Annotated in this window: 13 protein-coding genes and 4 pseudogenes; 7 read left to right on the top strand and 10 right to left on the bottom strand. The window is 61.0% G+C overall.

Annotated features, from left to right (window positions below):
- Positions 1-164: 164 nt before the first annotated feature.
- From WN73_RS07215 to WN73_RS07205, 3 genes are all read right to left on the bottom strand, one after another.
- On the bottom strand, positions 165-1,832 hold the full coding sequence (locus WN73_RS07215) for an ABC transporter ATP-binding protein (RefSeq protein WP_333937951.1): 1,668 nt from the start codon (positions 1,830-1,832) through the stop codon (positions 165-167).
- A 63-nt stretch (positions 1,833-1,895) separates the two neighbouring features.
- Complete coding sequence (locus WN73_RS07210; RefSeq protein WP_271552176.1) at positions 1,896-2,723, bottom strand: ABC transporter permease; 828 nt, start codon at positions 2,721-2,723, stop codon at positions 1,896-1,898.
- Between the two features lie 49 nt (positions 2,724-2,772).
- Positions 2,773-3,210, bottom strand: coding sequence for an ABC transporter permease subunit (locus WN73_RS07205; RefSeq protein WP_271552175.1), 438 nt, complete (start codon positions 3,208-3,210; stop codon positions 2,773-2,775).
- A 29-nt stretch (positions 3,211-3,239) separates the two neighbouring features.
- On the opposite strand from WN73_RS07205, the gene WN73_RS07200 reads away from it, so the two are divergent.
- The gene (locus WN73_RS07200) at positions 3,240-3,518 is read left to right on the top strand and encodes a hypothetical protein (protein ID WP_271552174.1); all 279 of its coding nucleotides are present in this window, start codon (positions 3,240-3,242) and stop codon (positions 3,516-3,518) included.
- Between the two features lie 25 nt (positions 3,519-3,543).
- On the opposite strand, the gene WN73_RS07195 is transcribed toward WN73_RS07200, so the two are convergent.
- Complete coding sequence (locus WN73_RS07195; protein ID WP_271552173.1) at positions 3,544-3,732, bottom strand: DUF3606 domain-containing protein; 189 nt, start codon at positions 3,730-3,732, stop codon at positions 3,544-3,546.
- Positions 3,733-3,837: 105 nt separating this feature from the next.
- Here WN73_RS07195 and ligD (WN73_RS07190) point away from each other — a divergent pair, with 105 nt between their 5' ends.
- Positions 3,838-4,758: a non-homologous end-joining DNA ligase gene (gene ligD / locus WN73_RS07190; protein WP_271552469.1), complete on the top strand. Its 921-nt coding sequence runs from the start codon at positions 3,838-3,840 to the stop codon at positions 4,756-4,758.
- Positions 4,758-4,925 carry a hypothetical protein gene (locus tag WN73_RS07185; RefSeq protein WP_271552172.1) on the top strand — a complete coding sequence of 56 codons (168 nt, stop codon included), beginning with the start codon at positions 4,758-4,760 and terminating at the stop codon, positions 4,923-4,925. Before ligD (WN73_RS07190) ends, WN73_RS07185 begins: the two co-directional genes overlap by 1 nt.
- 47 nt (positions 4,926-4,972) lie before the next feature.
- Here WN73_RS07185 and WN73_RS44520 read toward each other — a convergent pair.
- Positions 4,973-5,583, bottom strand: a pseudogene (locus WN73_RS44520) (cell envelope biogenesis protein TolA).
- Between the two features lie 138 nt (positions 5,584-5,721).
- Here WN73_RS44520 and ligD (WN73_RS07175) point away from each other — a divergent pair.
- Entirely contained in the window at positions 5,722-6,669 is a 948-nt protein-coding gene (gene ligD / locus WN73_RS07175; RefSeq protein WP_271552171.1) for a non-homologous end-joining DNA ligase, read from the top strand.
- 61 nt (positions 6,670-6,730) lie between these two features.
- On the opposite strand, the gene WN73_RS07170 is transcribed toward ligD (WN73_RS07175), so the two are convergent.
- The 4 genes from WN73_RS07170 to ku form a co-directional block, all read right to left on the bottom strand.
- A complete protein-coding gene (locus WN73_RS07170) occupies positions 6,731-7,195 on the bottom strand; it encodes a metallophosphoesterase family protein (RefSeq protein WP_271552170.1) in 465 nt (154 codons plus the stop codon).
- A complete protein-coding gene (locus tag WN73_RS07165; protein ID WP_271552169.1) occupies positions 7,192-7,695 on the bottom strand; it encodes an NUDIX domain-containing protein in 504 nt (167 codons plus the stop codon). Before WN73_RS07165 ends, WN73_RS07170 begins: the two co-directional genes overlap by 4 nt.
- 68 nt (positions 7,696-7,763) lie before the next feature.
- Positions 7,764-8,426 carry an HAD family hydrolase gene (locus tag WN73_RS07160; protein ID WP_271552168.1) on the bottom strand — a complete coding sequence of 221 codons (663 nt, stop codon included), beginning with the start codon at positions 8,424-8,426 and terminating at the stop codon, positions 7,764-7,766.
- Positions 8,427-8,760: 334 nt separating this feature from the next.
- A complete protein-coding gene (ku, locus tag WN73_RS07155) occupies positions 8,761-9,690 on the bottom strand; it encodes a non-homologous end joining protein Ku (protein ID WP_271552467.1) in 930 nt (309 codons plus the stop codon).
- 85 nt (positions 9,691-9,775) lie between these two features.
- Here ku and WN73_RS07150 point away from each other — a divergent pair.
- A pseudogene (locus tag WN73_RS07150) lies at positions 9,776-10,111 on the top strand (IS5 family transposase); the annotation flags it as partial.
- A gap of 232 nt (positions 10,112-10,343) precedes the next feature.
- Here the strand turns inward: WN73_RS07150 and WN73_RS07145 are convergent.
- Positions 10,344-10,664 (bottom strand): annotated as a pseudogene (locus WN73_RS07145) (IS30 family transposase); the annotation flags it as partial.
- A 409-nt stretch (positions 10,665-11,073) separates the two neighbouring features.
- Between WN73_RS07145 and WN73_RS07140 the strand changes: the two are divergent.
- Both WN73_RS07140 and WN73_RS07135 read left to right on the top strand, forming a co-directional pair.
- Positions 11,074-12,584, top strand: a pseudogene (locus WN73_RS07140) (ISNCY-like element ISBj12 family transposase).
- A gap of 733 nt (positions 12,585-13,317) precedes the next feature.
- Positions 13,318-14,079, top strand: a complete 762-nt coding sequence (locus tag WN73_RS07135) for a Ulp1 family isopeptidase (RefSeq protein WP_271552167.1) — start codon at positions 13,318-13,320, stop codon at positions 14,077-14,079.
- Positions 14,080-14,647: the final 568 nt, after the last annotated feature.

The raw sequence follows: 14,647 nt of genomic DNA, 5'->3' as shown, positions 1-14,647 counted from the left end.
CCCTCTAAGGAGGGCATTTGCATTGTCGGACCAGGCGGTCGGGTTTCTGCTGCCCGTATGCACACACGATCGAGTCGCGGTTCGACCTAGCTGCCCTCCACAGCGCTTGGCCCGCGCGCTCAGGCTAGCGCTGACAGACGACGGAACGGTTGGCCTTGTGGACTTTACGCCGCCTGGAAGCGCAATTGTGGAACGGCCGCGACCAGCTTCCTCGTATAGGGTTGCCGAGGCCGCAGAAATACGTCGTCTGCTCCGCCAGCTTCGACGGCCACGCCATGATTCATGACAAGAACTCGGTCGCTCAGATGATGCACCACGCCGAGATCGTGCGAGATGAAGAGATAGCTGACGCCCAAATGAGACTTGAGGTCGCCAAGCAGATCGAGAATTTGAGCCTGGATGGACACATCAAGTGCCGCGACCGGCTCGTCACACACGATGATCCTGGGGCGCGGGGCAATCGCGCGGGCGATTGCAACCCGCTGGCGTTGACCGCCCGACAGTTCGAGTGGGCGCCTGGTCCTGAAGCTTGGTGACAGCCCCACAAGATCGAGCAACTCGCTGACCTCGGATGGTCGACTGCCTCTGTCCAGGAAAGAGTTTCCGCGGCGTGTTACCAAAGCATCTTCAATGACCCGCTCTATGGTCCAGCGCGGATCGAATGAACTGAGTGGGTCCTGGTAGATCACCGAAATATCCGAGCGCCGGCTTCGGCGCTCCTTCTCTGTCGCTGACGTCCACGGCGCGCCCTCGAGTGTCACCTCTCCTTCATCAGGCATTTCGAGCGCGAGCGCCATGCGCGCCACCGTCGTCTTCCCAGACCCTGACTCGCCGACGATGCCAAGCGTCTCTCCATAGCCGAGGCGAAACGAGACGTCATTGACGACGGTACGCAGCTTGCCATCCGGTCCGCGAAAGCGCTTGACGAGCCGTTCCGCCTCAAGCAGCGGCCTACTACGCTGCGCGATATCCGATTGGGTCGGCCCTCTGGTCTCTTCTCCTTCAGCCGAGATGAAGCGCGGCGCCGTCGAGGACGAAAGACGGCTCCCGCGTGACCGGACGGATGGGATCGCCTTGAGGAGGCCCCGCGTGTAATCATGTCTCGGGTCGCCAAAAATCTGTTCTGATGAGCCATGCTCGACGATTTCGCCGTGCCGCATCACGATAACTTCGTCGGCCATCTGCGATACCACGGCAAGATTGTGGCTGATGAGGATCATGGCCTTGCCGCGCTCGCGGGTTTCGCTGAGCAGATCCAGGATCTGCGCCTGGATGGTGACATCCAGCGCGGTCGTGGGCTCATCTGCGATCAAAAGAGCTGGATCGAGCGCGATTGCCGTCGCAATCAAGGCTCTTTGCCGTTGCCCGCCTGAAAGCTCATGTGGAAGCTGCCGCGCCTTGACCGCCGGCTCGGGCACGCCCACGAGCTTCAGAAGCTCAACCATCCGTTCCGTCAAGTCTGCACGTGTCCTGATTGCACGGTGAACAAGCAGCGCTTCACCGATCTCCATGCCAACCGGTCTTAGCGGATCGAGCGACACCAGCGCGTCCTGTAACACGAAGCCGATGTGCTTGCCGCGTAGCGCTCTCCATTCCTTGTCACCGAGGCGATCGATATTCTTTCTCTGAAAAGTCAGGCGGTCAGCTTGGACATGAGAACGCGCCCCGGTCAGACCAACCAGCGTCCGGGCGGTAACGCTTTTGCCTGATCCCGATTCACCGACGATCGCGACGCACCGGCCTTCCTCAACCGTGAAAGAGACCCCCTTGACCACAGCTCGCCGCGAATGCGCCGGCCCGAAGGAAACGTTGAGGTTTTGTACGGTGAGCAACGGGGTCGCTAGCCGGGGGCTTTGTGGCATTTTGCCGGAAGGAGGCTGCGGGATAGGTCACGTTCATGGAAGCTCGATCCTTCCTTCCAGGCGTTGCTGCACGTACTGGCCGATGACAGTCACTGAGAACGCGAAGGTAGCGATGGCGATCCCGGGCATGACCTCGAGCCACCATGCATAGATCACATAGTTGCGCCCGGCATTGAGCAGTGCGCCCCATTCCGATGAGGGCGGCGCAACTCCCAAGCCGAGAAACGAAAGGCCGGATGCCCAAATGATGGCTTGCCCGATACCGAGCGTAAACATTGTCGCAAGTGGGCTGATCGCGTTGGGCAGGATATGCTTGAACAGGATGCCCCTAGGCGAGTGGCCTAGCGCCCTTGCCGCCTCAACATAACCGGTCGCTTTGACCCTCAGAACCTGCACCCTCACCATGCGTGCATATCCTGGCGATGTTCCAAGGCCGACGGCGATAATCAGCGTCGAGACCGAGGTGCCCAACAACGAAACGAAGAGAAGCGCAAGGAACAGAGTGGGGAGAGCGAACAGGGCGTCGAACAGCCGGCTGAGCACATTGTCGATCCAGCCGCCGGACAGGCCCGCCGTCACGCCGAGTATGAGCGCGATGGACAGGCTTAGCGCAGTCGCACCCAGCCCAATCGAGAGAGACTGACCCGTCCCCGCCACGATGCGGGAATAGAGATCCCGTCCGGACTGGTCCGTTCCCAGCCAATGCGCCATTGAGGGGGGCTTGAGAGGTGACATCAAGCTCAGCGCCAACGGATCATGCGTCTGAAGCAGCTTCGGTTCAACCGCTGCGATGACGAAGAACGCGATGAAGAAAGCCGCGAGATAGACCAGAACCGGAAACCTACGGGCACCCGTCAGCACTCTTGCAATTATGAACGCTTTTCATGTCCGGCGGAGCTCGTGGCGAAACTCATGCCTCTTTCATCCTGGGATCGATGAGCTGCACCGTGAGATCCACGATCAAGCTGGCAGCGACAAACAGCGCAGCTGAAACCAAAATCACTCCTGACACGACGGGGACATCGCGTGTGGAGGTGGCTGCGACAAGGACGCCGCCCAACCCTTGACGGCCAAAGACCGCTTCGATCAATACCGCGCCGGACAGCAGCTTGCCTATGATCCAGCCGGAAAGGGTGATCCCCGGCAAGGCAGCATGGCGCAGAGCGTGACGTAGACGGACGCTGAGATAAATACTCAAGCGCGGCCCCGGTAATTGCTGATTGTTGACAATTAACAAACAGCACGAATTCTCTGGTGTGCTGATGCTGCTCGACGATGAAAAGACGTTCTCCTCTGCTGACTGGGAATCCCAGCATTGTCCTAGCAGCCGGAACAAACGACGGGTCACGCGATTCGTCGTATTCGGAGTCCATTTCAATGCTGATGACCAGTGAACGAAGGCCGACAACACGGACGCTGCGCGGATGGGCGATCCACGTTCTCCAGGAAGTAGGCGCCATCCGCGAGTGCGAGGAGCACGGTTGGATGCAGGACCGCGCCGATCCGCATGCGCGAGAGCGGGCCTTCGACATCGCCCGTCGAGACCCGCCAGCAGACGTGTCCCCCGATGCAGCGGCGGCCGCGGTTCGCAACGTGCTGGACTCGATTGGTGATACCTGCCCAGAATGCCCCCCAGACGAGGAGGACCGGCGCTAAGCTTCGACGCCACCCCGTCTCCTACTCAGCGGCCTAGCCGCTTTTCCACCCGCTTCCGCGCATTGCCGACCTTTTTGACAGCCTTTTTCACCGCCCGCGCCGACTTTCCTGTCTTCTTCGCCTCGTACCGAACTTCGTAGTCCTGGCCGCCGGCCACCCGTGCCCGATCCTGCTTGGTCCCGCGCGCCGTCTTCGACTTCTTCGCTGTCGCCATGGATACCTCCTGTTCGTGGCGTCGAGGCAACGCAACAAGGATTCGGCGGTTCCGGAACGATTCGAACTGTGCCAATTTGAATCGGCTGTAGCGTGGAGTTCTTCAGTGGCGTTTCAGCGTCAAAAACCGGCGGGCATCGGCGTCAAGGCGCCCTTCCCCGGCTTCATCGAACCGGCCTTGGCCACCTCGATCGAGAAGGTGCCGTCCGGAGAGCGCTGGATTCACGAAATCAAGTTCGACGGCTACCGTGTTCAGGTCCATCTAGCCAACGAGGCGTCAAAGATCTTCACTCGGCGCGGCCACGATTGGACGCATCGCTTCAAGAAAGTCGCCCATGACGCCTGGCGGATCAAGGCGAGCTCGGCCGTGGTGGACGGCGAGGTGGTGGTACCGGCCGCCGACGGCACGACCGACTTCTCGGTCCTGCAGAACGAGCTCAAGGGCAAGTCGACGAGCATCATGCTCGTGGCGTTCGATCTGCTCTATCTGAACGGCCGCGATCTCCGGAAGCTACCGCTCTTTCAGCGCAAGGCCGAACTTAAGAAGATCCTGGGCGGCACCGACATCCAGTTCAGCGAAAGTTTCGAGATAGACGGCCGCGAGATATTCGCGCATGCCTGCAAGCTCGGCCTCGAAGGCGTCATCTCAAAAGTCCGGGGCAGCGCCTATCCGACGGGACGCACGAACGACTGGGTCAAGAAGACCTGCGCGCAGCGGGAGACGCTGACCATTGCCGGTTTTGCACTCGACGGTACGAAGTGGGACGGGCTCTATGTCGGCCGGCGCAAAGGCGATGATCTGGTCTATGCCGGCAAAGTCGACCACGGCTTCGACAAAGTCTCGGTGGCTGATCTGCAGAAGCGGCTTAAACCCCTCATCCGAAAGACTCAGCCCTATGCGAAGCGGATCGGCCACAAGGGCATCTGGGTTGAACCTAAGCTTCTGGCCGAGATCGAATATCGCGCGAAGTCGGCCGAGGGAAAGGTCCGGCACCCGTTCTTCCGGGGCCTGCGGGAGGACCTGTGATGGATGCATTCGATCGCTTCTGGCAGTGGGCCAACAAGCCCTTGGAAAGTCAGCTGACGATTCCGGCCGAGCTACATCAGGCAGTCATGGAGCTCACTCCTGTGGACCGACGTGACCGGGCCGCACTGAACCAAGCCGCAGCACGCCTGCTAGATTCCGAACGATGAACGCTTGAAGGGGACCGCTTGCCTGCACCCGTGGGTACGGCCAAAGACTAACCTCGCGCGCGCCGCAGCGCAGCTTCCAATCGCTCCTTCTCCTTATCCCAGCGGGCTTTTTCAGTTTGCAATCTCTTCTCGAGAGCCTCGACCTCAGCCTGGATGGCCGCGGCCCGTTTCCCGTGCTCCTGCTCGGCCTTGTCCAACGCAGCCTGCGCCTTGTCGATGCCTCCTGACGCCGTTCACGGTCCTTCTGCCTGATGGCCTCTTCCTTCGCCCGTTCACGCTCGGCGCTTCTGCTCTCGTTCATAGGCGAGAGCGGCCTTTCGTTCCCCGCGTTGTCGACGGGGCGAGACGAAGGCCCTTTCGGCCCAGGACCTTTCGACTTGCGGGCGGCTTTCGTTGGCCCGGTACCGCCGAGATCGTTGTGCAGCTCGGCATGTTCGCTGAAGGGTCGGTCGGTTCCGACCGGGCGCCTCAGAACGACGCCGGGCTTTGCCATGGTCGCGGCGACGACGTCCGGATCGTGACTCTCCTTTGCCGCGCCCTGGTGGAAGAGATTACTGTCGGCGCCCCACGCCTCCAGAGCTGCCTTCATGGATGGCGCGGCGATCGCCTGATCGAAAAAGCCCAGCGAGGTCTGATAGGTCTTCAATTTTCTGGCCATCAGTCTGATCCGCCCTTACCGAAATCGTTCACCTCGCGCGCCGCGGCGCCTGCGGAACACGACGCGGTCTCGAAGCGTTCCCTCATCCTTGAAGGACGTCCATGCATTTCGCAACGCGCTCTTAAGGAATGGCCTCGAATGAGCCGGACGTCGATCCTGCCCAAGCGACTGCAGCCGATGCTCGCTACTCTTACCGACGCGCCGTTCGACGACCCTGACTGGGTTTTCGAGGACAAGTACGACGGCTTCCGCATGATCGCGGAAATCCGGCGGGGTAAGGTTGCGCTCTACAGCCGCAACGGCAAGATCATCAGCCGTAGCTATATTGAGGTCGCCAAAGCGCTGGAGGGCGTGAAGGGCGACGCCGTGATCGACGGCGAGCTCGTCGCGATCGGAAAGGACGGCGTCTCGCATTTCCAGCTGCTTCAAAACGCGCTGCGCCATGAAGCGAAGCTCCTGTATTGCGCTTTTGATCTCATGTTCGAGAACGCAGCGGACTTGCGCAAACACCCCCTCCTCGAGCGCAAGAAGCGACTGAAGGCGATTCTGCCGCGCAACAAGCTGATCGCCTTCAGCCATCACCGTAAAGCGAACGGCACGAAATTCTTCGCCGAGGCCGAGCAGAGGGGTCTCGAAGGCATCATGGCGAAGCGCGCCCACAGCGCGTATGCGTCCGGAAACCGAACCCTGGATTGGCTGAAGATCAAGACGGCAAAGCGCCAGGAAGTGGTGATCGCCGGCTTCACGGCGCCCCGGCGCACCAGGCCGTTCTTCGGCGCCCTGGTCCTCGCCGTACGGGAAGACGACGGATGGCGCTACATCGGACATGTCGGCACTGGCTTCAGCCACAAGGTCCTCGAAGACCTCCATTCCAAGCTCGTGAAGCTCACGGTCCAAAAATCACCCTTTCCCGCAAAGGTGAAGGACGAGGCCGCCACGACCTGGGTCAGGCCGTCGCTGGTTGCCGAGGTCAAATTCGCTGAGTGGACGAGCAACGGCGAACTGCGCCAGCCTGTCTACCTCGGGCTCAGGTCCGACAAGCGAGCGAAGAATGTCGTGCGCGAACGAGAACGTTTGCGCAAATAGCGCTTTCCTTCGGGCGTAAACGGCAAACGGAACGAACGCCTTCACCTCCTCGGCGTTGCGTTCAATCGCCTCCAAGGTCGTGGATCTCCGGTCGCATGCCCTCAGGGGTGACTTCGAGCGTCGCAAGCGTGACTGGCAACTTGAAGCGTCGGGGTCCCGCACTGCCGGGATTCAGATAGAGAACGTCACCGACCGAGTCGATCTTTGGCACGTGGGAATGCCCGGAGATGATCACGTCGATGCCGGCGCCGGGATCGGCCTGTAGCGTCTTCAGGTCGTGCAGGACGTAGATCGACTTTCCCGCCAGGCGCACAAGGTTCGTGTCGGGGTATTCGCGAGCCCACTCGCCACTGTCCACGTTTCCACGAATGGCGGTGACAGGCGCGATCCGGCGAAGCGCGTCGATGATCTCGGGGCGCCCGATGTCGCCGGCATGAATGATGTGATCGACGCCCGTCAGGCCTCGTTCCGCCTCGGGCCTCAACAGGCCGTGCGTGTCCGAAATGATTCCAATCCTGAACATCATTTTCCGTCGCTCTCAGCCGCGATCGCCAAGAGACGATCGAGAAGTTCTACTTGAGCGGACAGCATCTTGGTCCGTGCGGACTCGACATCGAACCATTCGGCGCGGTCTACTTCGGGAAAGCTCTGCCGTCGACCGCTTCGGGGCGGCCATTCGATATCGAAGGTATTGCTGGTCAGCGCAGCCGGGTCAAAATGACCTTCGCCGGCGAATGCGATGACGCGCTTCCCTCCTCGCTGTCGGATCTCCCCGAGCGGTTGGAGTGGACCGATCGAAGCGCTGTGGCCGAGCTCCTCGGCAAACTCGCGCCGCGCGACCTGCTCTGGAGCATCCGCGGCGTCGATTTCGCCCTTCGGAATCGACCAGGCGCCACCATCCGTCTTGCGCCAGAACGGACCGCCGGGGTGAACGAGCAGGACCTCAAGCCCGCGAGCGCCCTTCCGGTGGGCCAAAATGCCCGCGCTCAACGTCGATCGCTTGGTAGTTTTTGTCAACGCTGCCATATCGCTCCTATTTTGCGGCGCAGACCGAGTATTAAGCAACGGCGGAAGATCTGAGGAGCGACGACTGGCTACTTGCGCAACAAAGAACGTTCGAAACAGGCTAGAAGCGCAGCAGGTCCCGGATACACCTCGGCGCACCCGGCTTTCCGCAATTCGTCCTCCGTGAAGCCTCCGCAGAGTACGCCCACCGTGGGAACTCCCGCCTTCCCCGCCGCTTCCGCATCGTACGGCGTGTCGCCGATAGCGACGGCGTCGGTGCCTTCGAGCTTGAGCTTCTTGAGAACGATCTCGAAGATGTCCGGTGCGGGTTTGGATTCTTCCACGTCGTCGGAAGAAGTTTTTAGATCGACCAGATCGCTGATGCCCGCGATATCGAGATACTTATCGACTTCATCCTTCTTGGCCGAGGAAGCAACAGCGACCTGAAGTCCAGCCTCGCGCACGCGTTGCAGCAGGTCCGGGACGGCCGAGAAGGGACGCACAAGCGGCAGATACTCGGTCTTGAAGCGACTGCCGCGCCATTCTTCCAGTTCTTCGCCGCGGTCTTCTTGTTCTTCGTCGGACAGGAAGACCGGAATCAGTTTGTCTCCTCCCTTGCCGATCTGGCCCCTCACCCGTTCGAAGCTTACCTCGTGGCCGAACTTGAGCAGAGCTTCCTGCCATGCCAGCGCGTGTAGATCCACCGAGTCCAGAAGCGTGCCGTCCAGATCGAAAATAGCGGCTTTCGGCAACCCACAGTCCTCCACGGTTGGAGCGAGCTAGTTTTGCATGTTAGTCGGCATAAAGCTTGTTCTTCGCCATGTGCCGGTTGAGATCCGCCGAGCCGTCGTCTCACCATACTGGACTACGCTCGCCGAGCGCCTGCTTGATCTTGTCCACCCTATGCGCCATTGCCTCCGCCTCCAGGTCGGCCGCTTTCTCTGCGTCGCGCAGCGCCCACCGGGGCCCCCATCAGCTGACCGACGAGATCATCTCGTTTGACCTCGTCGAGACCGGGCTTCTATCCGAGCCTGCCGCGGACGACGAAGCAACGCCCGTCTGGCGTCACTGGATGTTTCACGATAGCTAGGCTGACTTCCGCTGCGGTCTGGCCGCCGACTTCTTTGCCGCGGCCTCCTTGGCCGGTTTCTTGCCGGCGATCGGCATTAGCATTTCCTTCTGGCCGGGCGCCGCCTTGCGCGCCTTCTTGGCCGGCTTCTTCGCCTCTGTCGCTGCCGCCGCGCTTCCGCCGATGCTCTTGCGCAGTGCGTCCATCAGGTCGACCACGTTCTCACCGCGCGGACGCGCTTTTGCGGTGATGGGTTTGCCGGCGCGCTTCTGGTTGATGAGATCAATGAGGGCGGTTTCATACTGATCTTCAAACTTATCCGGCTCGAAGTGACCCGCCTTTTGATTGACGATGTGCTTGGCGAGGTCGAGCATGTCCTTGGTGACTTTGACATCCTGGATATCGTCGAAATACTCATCCGCGGAGCGGACTTCGTAGGGATAACGCAGCAGCGTCCCCATCAGCCCCTTGTCCAGCGGCTCCAGCGCGATGATGTGCTCGCGATTGGTCAACACCACACGACCGATTGCAACCTTGTTCATCTCGCGGATGGTCTCGCGGATGACAGCGAAGGCGTCGTGCCCGACCTTGCCATCGGGACGCAGGTAGTAGGGGCGGATGAGATATCGAGGATCGATCTCGCTCCGGTCGACGAACTCGTCGATCTCGATAGTTCGCGTCGATTCCAGCGCCACGTTCTCAAGCTCCTCCTTCGTCACCTCGATGAAGGTATCGGTGTCGACTTTGTAGCCCTTGACGATGTCCTCGTTGTCGACCTCCTCTCCGGTATCGGCGTCGACCTTCGCGTATTTGATACGGTGGCCGGTCTTCCGGTTGAGCTGGTTGAACGAGACCTTTTCGGATTCGGACGTGGCCGGATAGAGCGCTACCGGACAGGTGACGAGGGAAAGACGTAGGAAGCCTTTCCAGTTAGCGCGGGGGGCCATCGCGGGAAACTCCATTACTGATGCCGGATTCAAGACGAACGGCCCGGCTTGGTTCCGACATCGCGCCCCCTCCAAAAGGAGGATNTTTAGGCTCACCGCAGGCCAGAGGGGCGATGCACCGCAAGCCGCCGAATTGATCGAGGGATTGCCTGCCGAGGTCGTCATGGCCGATACGGCCTATGACGCCGATCACTTGCGCCAAGCCATCGCCGCCAAAGGAGCGCTCGCCGTCATCCCCAACAACCCGTCACGGGCGCTCAAACACCCGTTCGACAAACATCTCTATGCCCAGCGCTATCTCGTCGAATGCTGCTTCTCAAAGTTCAAGCAATTCCGCCGCGTCGCAACTCGCTTCGAAAAAACCGCTCGAAATTACCTCGCCGTCATCACCCTCGCAGCCATCGTCTTATGGATGCGATAAGTGTCCACACCACCTAGGGCATGTCCATATCAAATCCACCCAGCGCCCGCCTGCGTATGCCCCCTGAGCTGCTTCAGGAGGCCAGCCAGCGCTTCGCGCGCTACTCACAGTCTAAGGATGGCCATGCCTGACAGAAGTCCTCTGGGCACCTGGGTCCGCCGCTTCCTGCTCGAGCACGTCGTAGCGGAACGTAACCTCTCATGGAACACTCAGGGCAGCTATCGCGACACCCTGACCTTGTCGTGCCCTTAGGAAAGTATTGTCTCAGCAGGCCATTGGTATTCTCATTCGACCCGCGTTGCCACGGGCTTTGCGGATCGCAAAAATAGACGTCGATTTTGGTCGCCAACGTAAAGCGACGATGATCCGTAAGTTCCCTGCCCCGGTCCCAGGTCAGAGATTATAGCTCCTTTGGTAGCTTCTTCGCCTGCTTGATGAGCGCGGCCGTCTCGGTGTCCTTGCCTGTCACCTTGGCCAACATCACGTAACGGGTATGACGCTCGACCAAGGTTGCGATGTAGGTGTTGTTCGGCCCGGACAGGAGATCGCCCTCGTTGTTGCACTTCGCCAGTGCTTGTTGCCGACGCCGCATCGATCGGATGACCGTCGAAGATCTCTTCCCGGAGGTCGTGCGGAGGTCTCTTGAACAAGATCGACATTGCAGCGGCACCACTCGTAATCAGCGCCTGAGCGCAATCAGTTCGCTAGCGCGGTTTATTGGCATGCGCTCGCCGGTCCATCTCGGATGGTGTACGGAGCGACGATCAATCCCATGCAAGAACACGACCAAAGCTCTGATCGGTTTACCTGGAGAAGACCGAGATTGGCGCGCTGCTGAGGCAGCCCGTGTCGCGCGGCGATCAGGATGGAAGACGCATTGCCTCGCCTTAATTGTTACCGGATCCTAAGCCATTGCCTCACGTAAATTGCTCCCCTGGACCGGGAACGAGCGAGGGGCGGAGATGGGGTGGCTGAGCATGGCAACGCGGAAGGAACTGACGGCGGCGGCAGGCGTGCGCTATCGGCGGTCGGATCGCGCGAAGAAGGCGCGGATATTGGACGAGTTCGTCGACATCACCGGATTCCATCGGAAGCATGCGATGCGTCTACTTCGAAACCAGGAAGGCGTACACCCGGGCCGACGGGCGCGACGTCGGATATATAATGAAGCAGAACACACCGCACTCGTGCTGCTTTGGGAGGCGTCAGACCGCATCTGCGGGAAGCGACTGAAAGCGTTAATGCCCGCGCTGATTGAGGCGATGGAACGGTATGGGCACCTAGACCTTGCCCCTGAGATTCGCACCAAACTTTTGGCGATGAGCGCTGCGACGATCGATCGCGCATTGGTGCGGGTTCGAGAAAAATTGGGTCGCAAGCGCCGGCGGCACGCGGGGCATTCCCTGCGTCGCAGTATTCCAATACGGACTTCGGCAGATTGGAACGATCCGGCGCCAGGATTCGTGGAGGCTGACCTGGTCGCGCATAGCGGTCCATCTGCGCGCGGCAGCTTCATCCAGACCCTCGTGCTCACCGACATTGCTACCGGCTGGACAGAGTGCGCACCTCTGATCGTGCGCGAACAGACGCTGGTGAGCACGGTGCTGACGGAATTGCGCAAGGAATTGCCTTTTGCGCTGCTCGGCTTCGACACGGACAATGACACCGTGTTCATGAATGAGACGTTGAAGGCCTACTGCGAGGCGGCCAACATTGTCTTCACGCGTTGCCGTCCCTACCGGAAGAATGACCAGGCGTTCGTCGAGCAAAAGAACGGCGCCGTCGTGCGCAGGATGGTCGGCTATCGTAGGTTCGAAGGCCTGGAGGCGGCCAAGCTACTGGCGGAACTCTATCGGTCAGCGCGGCTGTTCGTAAACTTCTTCCAACCTTCGTTCAAACTGTTAGCCAAGCAGCGCGACGGTGCTCGTGTACGTAAGACATACAGCGCGCCGGCAACACCCCACCAGCGCCTGTCAGCGGACGCCCGCACGCCTGATGCGGTCCGCCACCATCTCCAGGAAATCTATACCGCTCTCGATCCGGTCACGTTGTTGCGCGACATCCGCGACGTGCGGAGCGCCTCGCGGCGCTCGCGGATATCCAACCATCCGCCCATCCTGCTGCGGCATCACAATCGATTGATCGCTTCCTGGCAAGCCTGCGAACGGCCTGGAAGGACGGCGCCACGCGCCCGACGGATCGGCCAATCGTGAAGGCTAAAAGGGGCCGGCGTCGTCCCGATCCGCTTATCCGGGCAACGTCAGATTTGAGAAAATGGTTTGAAGCCGAGCCTTGGCGGACCGGCAGCGAACTGCTCTCGCGCCTGCAGGTGGAATATCCTGGGGACTATCCGAACAAGCTTCTTCGAACCCTTCAACGTCGGTTGAAATCCTGGCGCAGCGAGCAAGCGAATGCGCTGCTGTTTGCTTCAGAAAAAATGCCGCCAGGGCATGAGGTCACAACACCCCAATGACGTGCGCGGTGCCAGCGGAGGAGGCCGGGCGCTCCGAAACCCCGGCCATCTCCGCGCCCGGCCTCCTCCTCAGCTCAGGCCAGGAGCAAAATAAATGAGGCAACTGATCGCGCCCGGGAGCATCGATATGTGAAGCAATACGGAGTTCAACAAAACTCTTGCGCGCGACAATCTGCGCGGCAATCATGATCTCGCCGCGACACTGACTCGCCATCCAGATNAGAGGACGCCGCCAATGTTGCCGTCGCGGATCGCTAGGGCCGAGCCTTCACCGACGTGCCGCCATCTTGAGCGACCGGCGCCTGCTGAAGCTAGCGCCGCTGGGAGCCGTTTGGATCCGCAACCCAAGTTGTCTGCCCCCGCCGTTGATATACCAGCCAGCGTGCCCGCGGAGAGCTTTCCATGCACGAGGGACTTCACACACATCGTCGGCTTGGGATGGGAGCATGGTTGCCAGTCAGCTCCCGATGCCTTGATCGGATCACTGAGCAGGCAAGGACTTTTACCAACGACACCGCTCCATTCGAGAGCACATTTTTACATCCATGGTCGGCCTTACACACCCAAGTTGCGGCAAGAAACAAGAGAGCCGACCCCAAAAAATCCGAGCGGGCTTAGTGTAACGCTCGTCCCGGAGCATGGGCTTGAATCTCACCACCCAATCGTGGCGGGCATCTATAGCTTCACCGGGCATGGCGAAGAATCATCATCGACGAGAGCTACGACGTCCGCGATGCCGACGAAGGATGTCAAAGGCTGTGGACTGTGGGGGTGTTTCAAATCCGGGCTGTGCAATGCGTTCCGAGCGAGCCGATACGAAAAGTCGTTGGCCCCTCTGGACCAGCCGGATGGCCAAGCCTCCGGATCAAGCGTCCGGATGCGGGCTCCGCCGCTGCTCCGCCGCGACTGGCTAACTGACGAGCATATCAAGGAGGATTACAAGCTCCTGGAGCGGGAGCTGCAAAGGGACCATCCGGATTTGGCTGCTCGGATCCGGCTGCTGCGGCCGGTGCAAGCTCAAATGCTGCGCTTGACCGACAACACGGCCGAATTGCTGCTTGCCGTGCAAGGAATCTTTTATGATGAGGATGAGAACGATACCGCCGACTTCCTGCTCCTGCCGGTGAACGATGGCAAAGGTGTTAAGGCCGACGACGGCAAGCACTGGTCGCTACTGCTCGTCGATCGCCGCAATCGAGAGAACTTAGTTGCATATCACTACGACTCCTCTGGGAAAAATTCTAACGTCGCTAGCGCGCGGCAGCTCGCCGAACGCCTTGGCGCCAACCTTCAGCCCGCCCGCATGGCGCAACAGCGGAACAATCATGATTGCGGCGTCTTTGTGGTGGACGGCACACGCGCGCTGGCAAGACGCTTAGCGGAAGGAGAGCGGCCTGATGAAGAGCCGCTTCACCTGGACAACCTCGTCGCCGATCGGCGGGCACTCCAAGATCGACTGAGCGGTCGTACGCATTCGCGGCCCCCAACTCGCTGATGCGTTTGGGCTGATGGAGCTGGCTGGCGCGCCTCTTGTCGCACCAGAACTCTAGGCGGGTGCCAGGACGTGTGAACGACTGGGGCGGCTCGCACAGACCCCGTCCTGGACTGGGTCGTGGTAGTCGGTCTGTGATCGACCAGCCCGTCGGACGCGTCGACACCGAGCGACCTACTTAAAAGCGAATCTCTCCGCACGGCCGGTCTGTCTGAGCGGTGGATCGACACGTTTGCGCGGCGGCGGTGAGACTCGCGCTCTCATCCTGATCGGGTTCTTCCGCACATTTGGTGCAGCTTGGTAGCTTGGGTTGGATAGGTTGCCCGGTCATACTCAAGCAGCCAGGCCCCCCCCCCCCCCCCCCCCCCCCCCCCCCCCCCCCCCCCCCCCCCCCCCCCCCCCCCCCCCCCCCCCCCCCCCCCCCCCCCCCCCCCCCCCCCCCCCCCCCCCCCCCCCCCCCCCCCCCCCCCCCCCCCCCCCCCCCCCCCCCCCCCCCCCCCCCCCCCCGCCGTTGGCGAAGCTCTTGAGCTCGCTGGTGGCTGCTTGTGCGATCCATTTATCGAGCTCGCCA

Source organism: Bradyrhizobium sp. CCBAU 45394 (assembly GCF_028128655.1).
GTDB classification, from domain to species: Bacteria; Pseudomonadota; Alphaproteobacteria; order Rhizobiales; family Xanthobacteraceae; genus Bradyrhizobium; species Bradyrhizobium diazoefficiens.
Note: the sequence above shows the minus strand (reverse complement) of the source record. Positions and strands in the feature narration are given on the sequence as shown.

Excerpts from the sequence above, each read along its gene's own strand:
- WN73_RS07200 (WP_271552174.1), top strand. The coding sequence starts at position 3,240 with ATGCTGATGACCAGTGAACGAAGGCCGACAACACGGACGCTGCGCGGA.
- WN73_RS07195 (WP_271552173.1), bottom strand. The coding sequence starts at position 3,732 with ATGGCGACAGCGAAGAAGTCGAAGACGGCGCGCGGGACCAAGCAGGAT.
- WN73_RS07185 (WP_271552172.1), top strand. The coding sequence starts at position 4,758 with ATGGATGCATTCGATCGCTTCTGGCAGTGGGCCAACAAGCCCTTGGAA.
- ligD (WP_271552171.1), top strand. The coding sequence starts at position 5,722 with ATGAGCCGGACGTCGATCCTGCCCAAGCGACTGCAGCCGATGCTCGCT.
- WN73_RS07170 (WP_271552170.1), bottom strand. The coding sequence starts at position 7,195 with ATGATGTTCAGGATTGGAATCATTTCGGACACGCACGGCCTGTTGAGG.
- WN73_RS07165 (WP_271552169.1), bottom strand. The coding sequence starts at position 7,695 with ATGGCAGCGTTGACAAAAACTACCAAGCGATCGACGTTGAGCGCGGGC.
- ku (WP_271552467.1), bottom strand. The coding sequence starts at position 9,690 with ATGGCCCCCCGCGCTAACTGGAAAGGCTTCCTACGTCTTTCCCTCGTC.
- WN73_RS07135 (WP_271552167.1), top strand. The coding sequence starts at position 13,318 with ATGCCGACGAAGGATGTCAAAGGCTGTGGACTGTGGGGGTGTTTCAAA.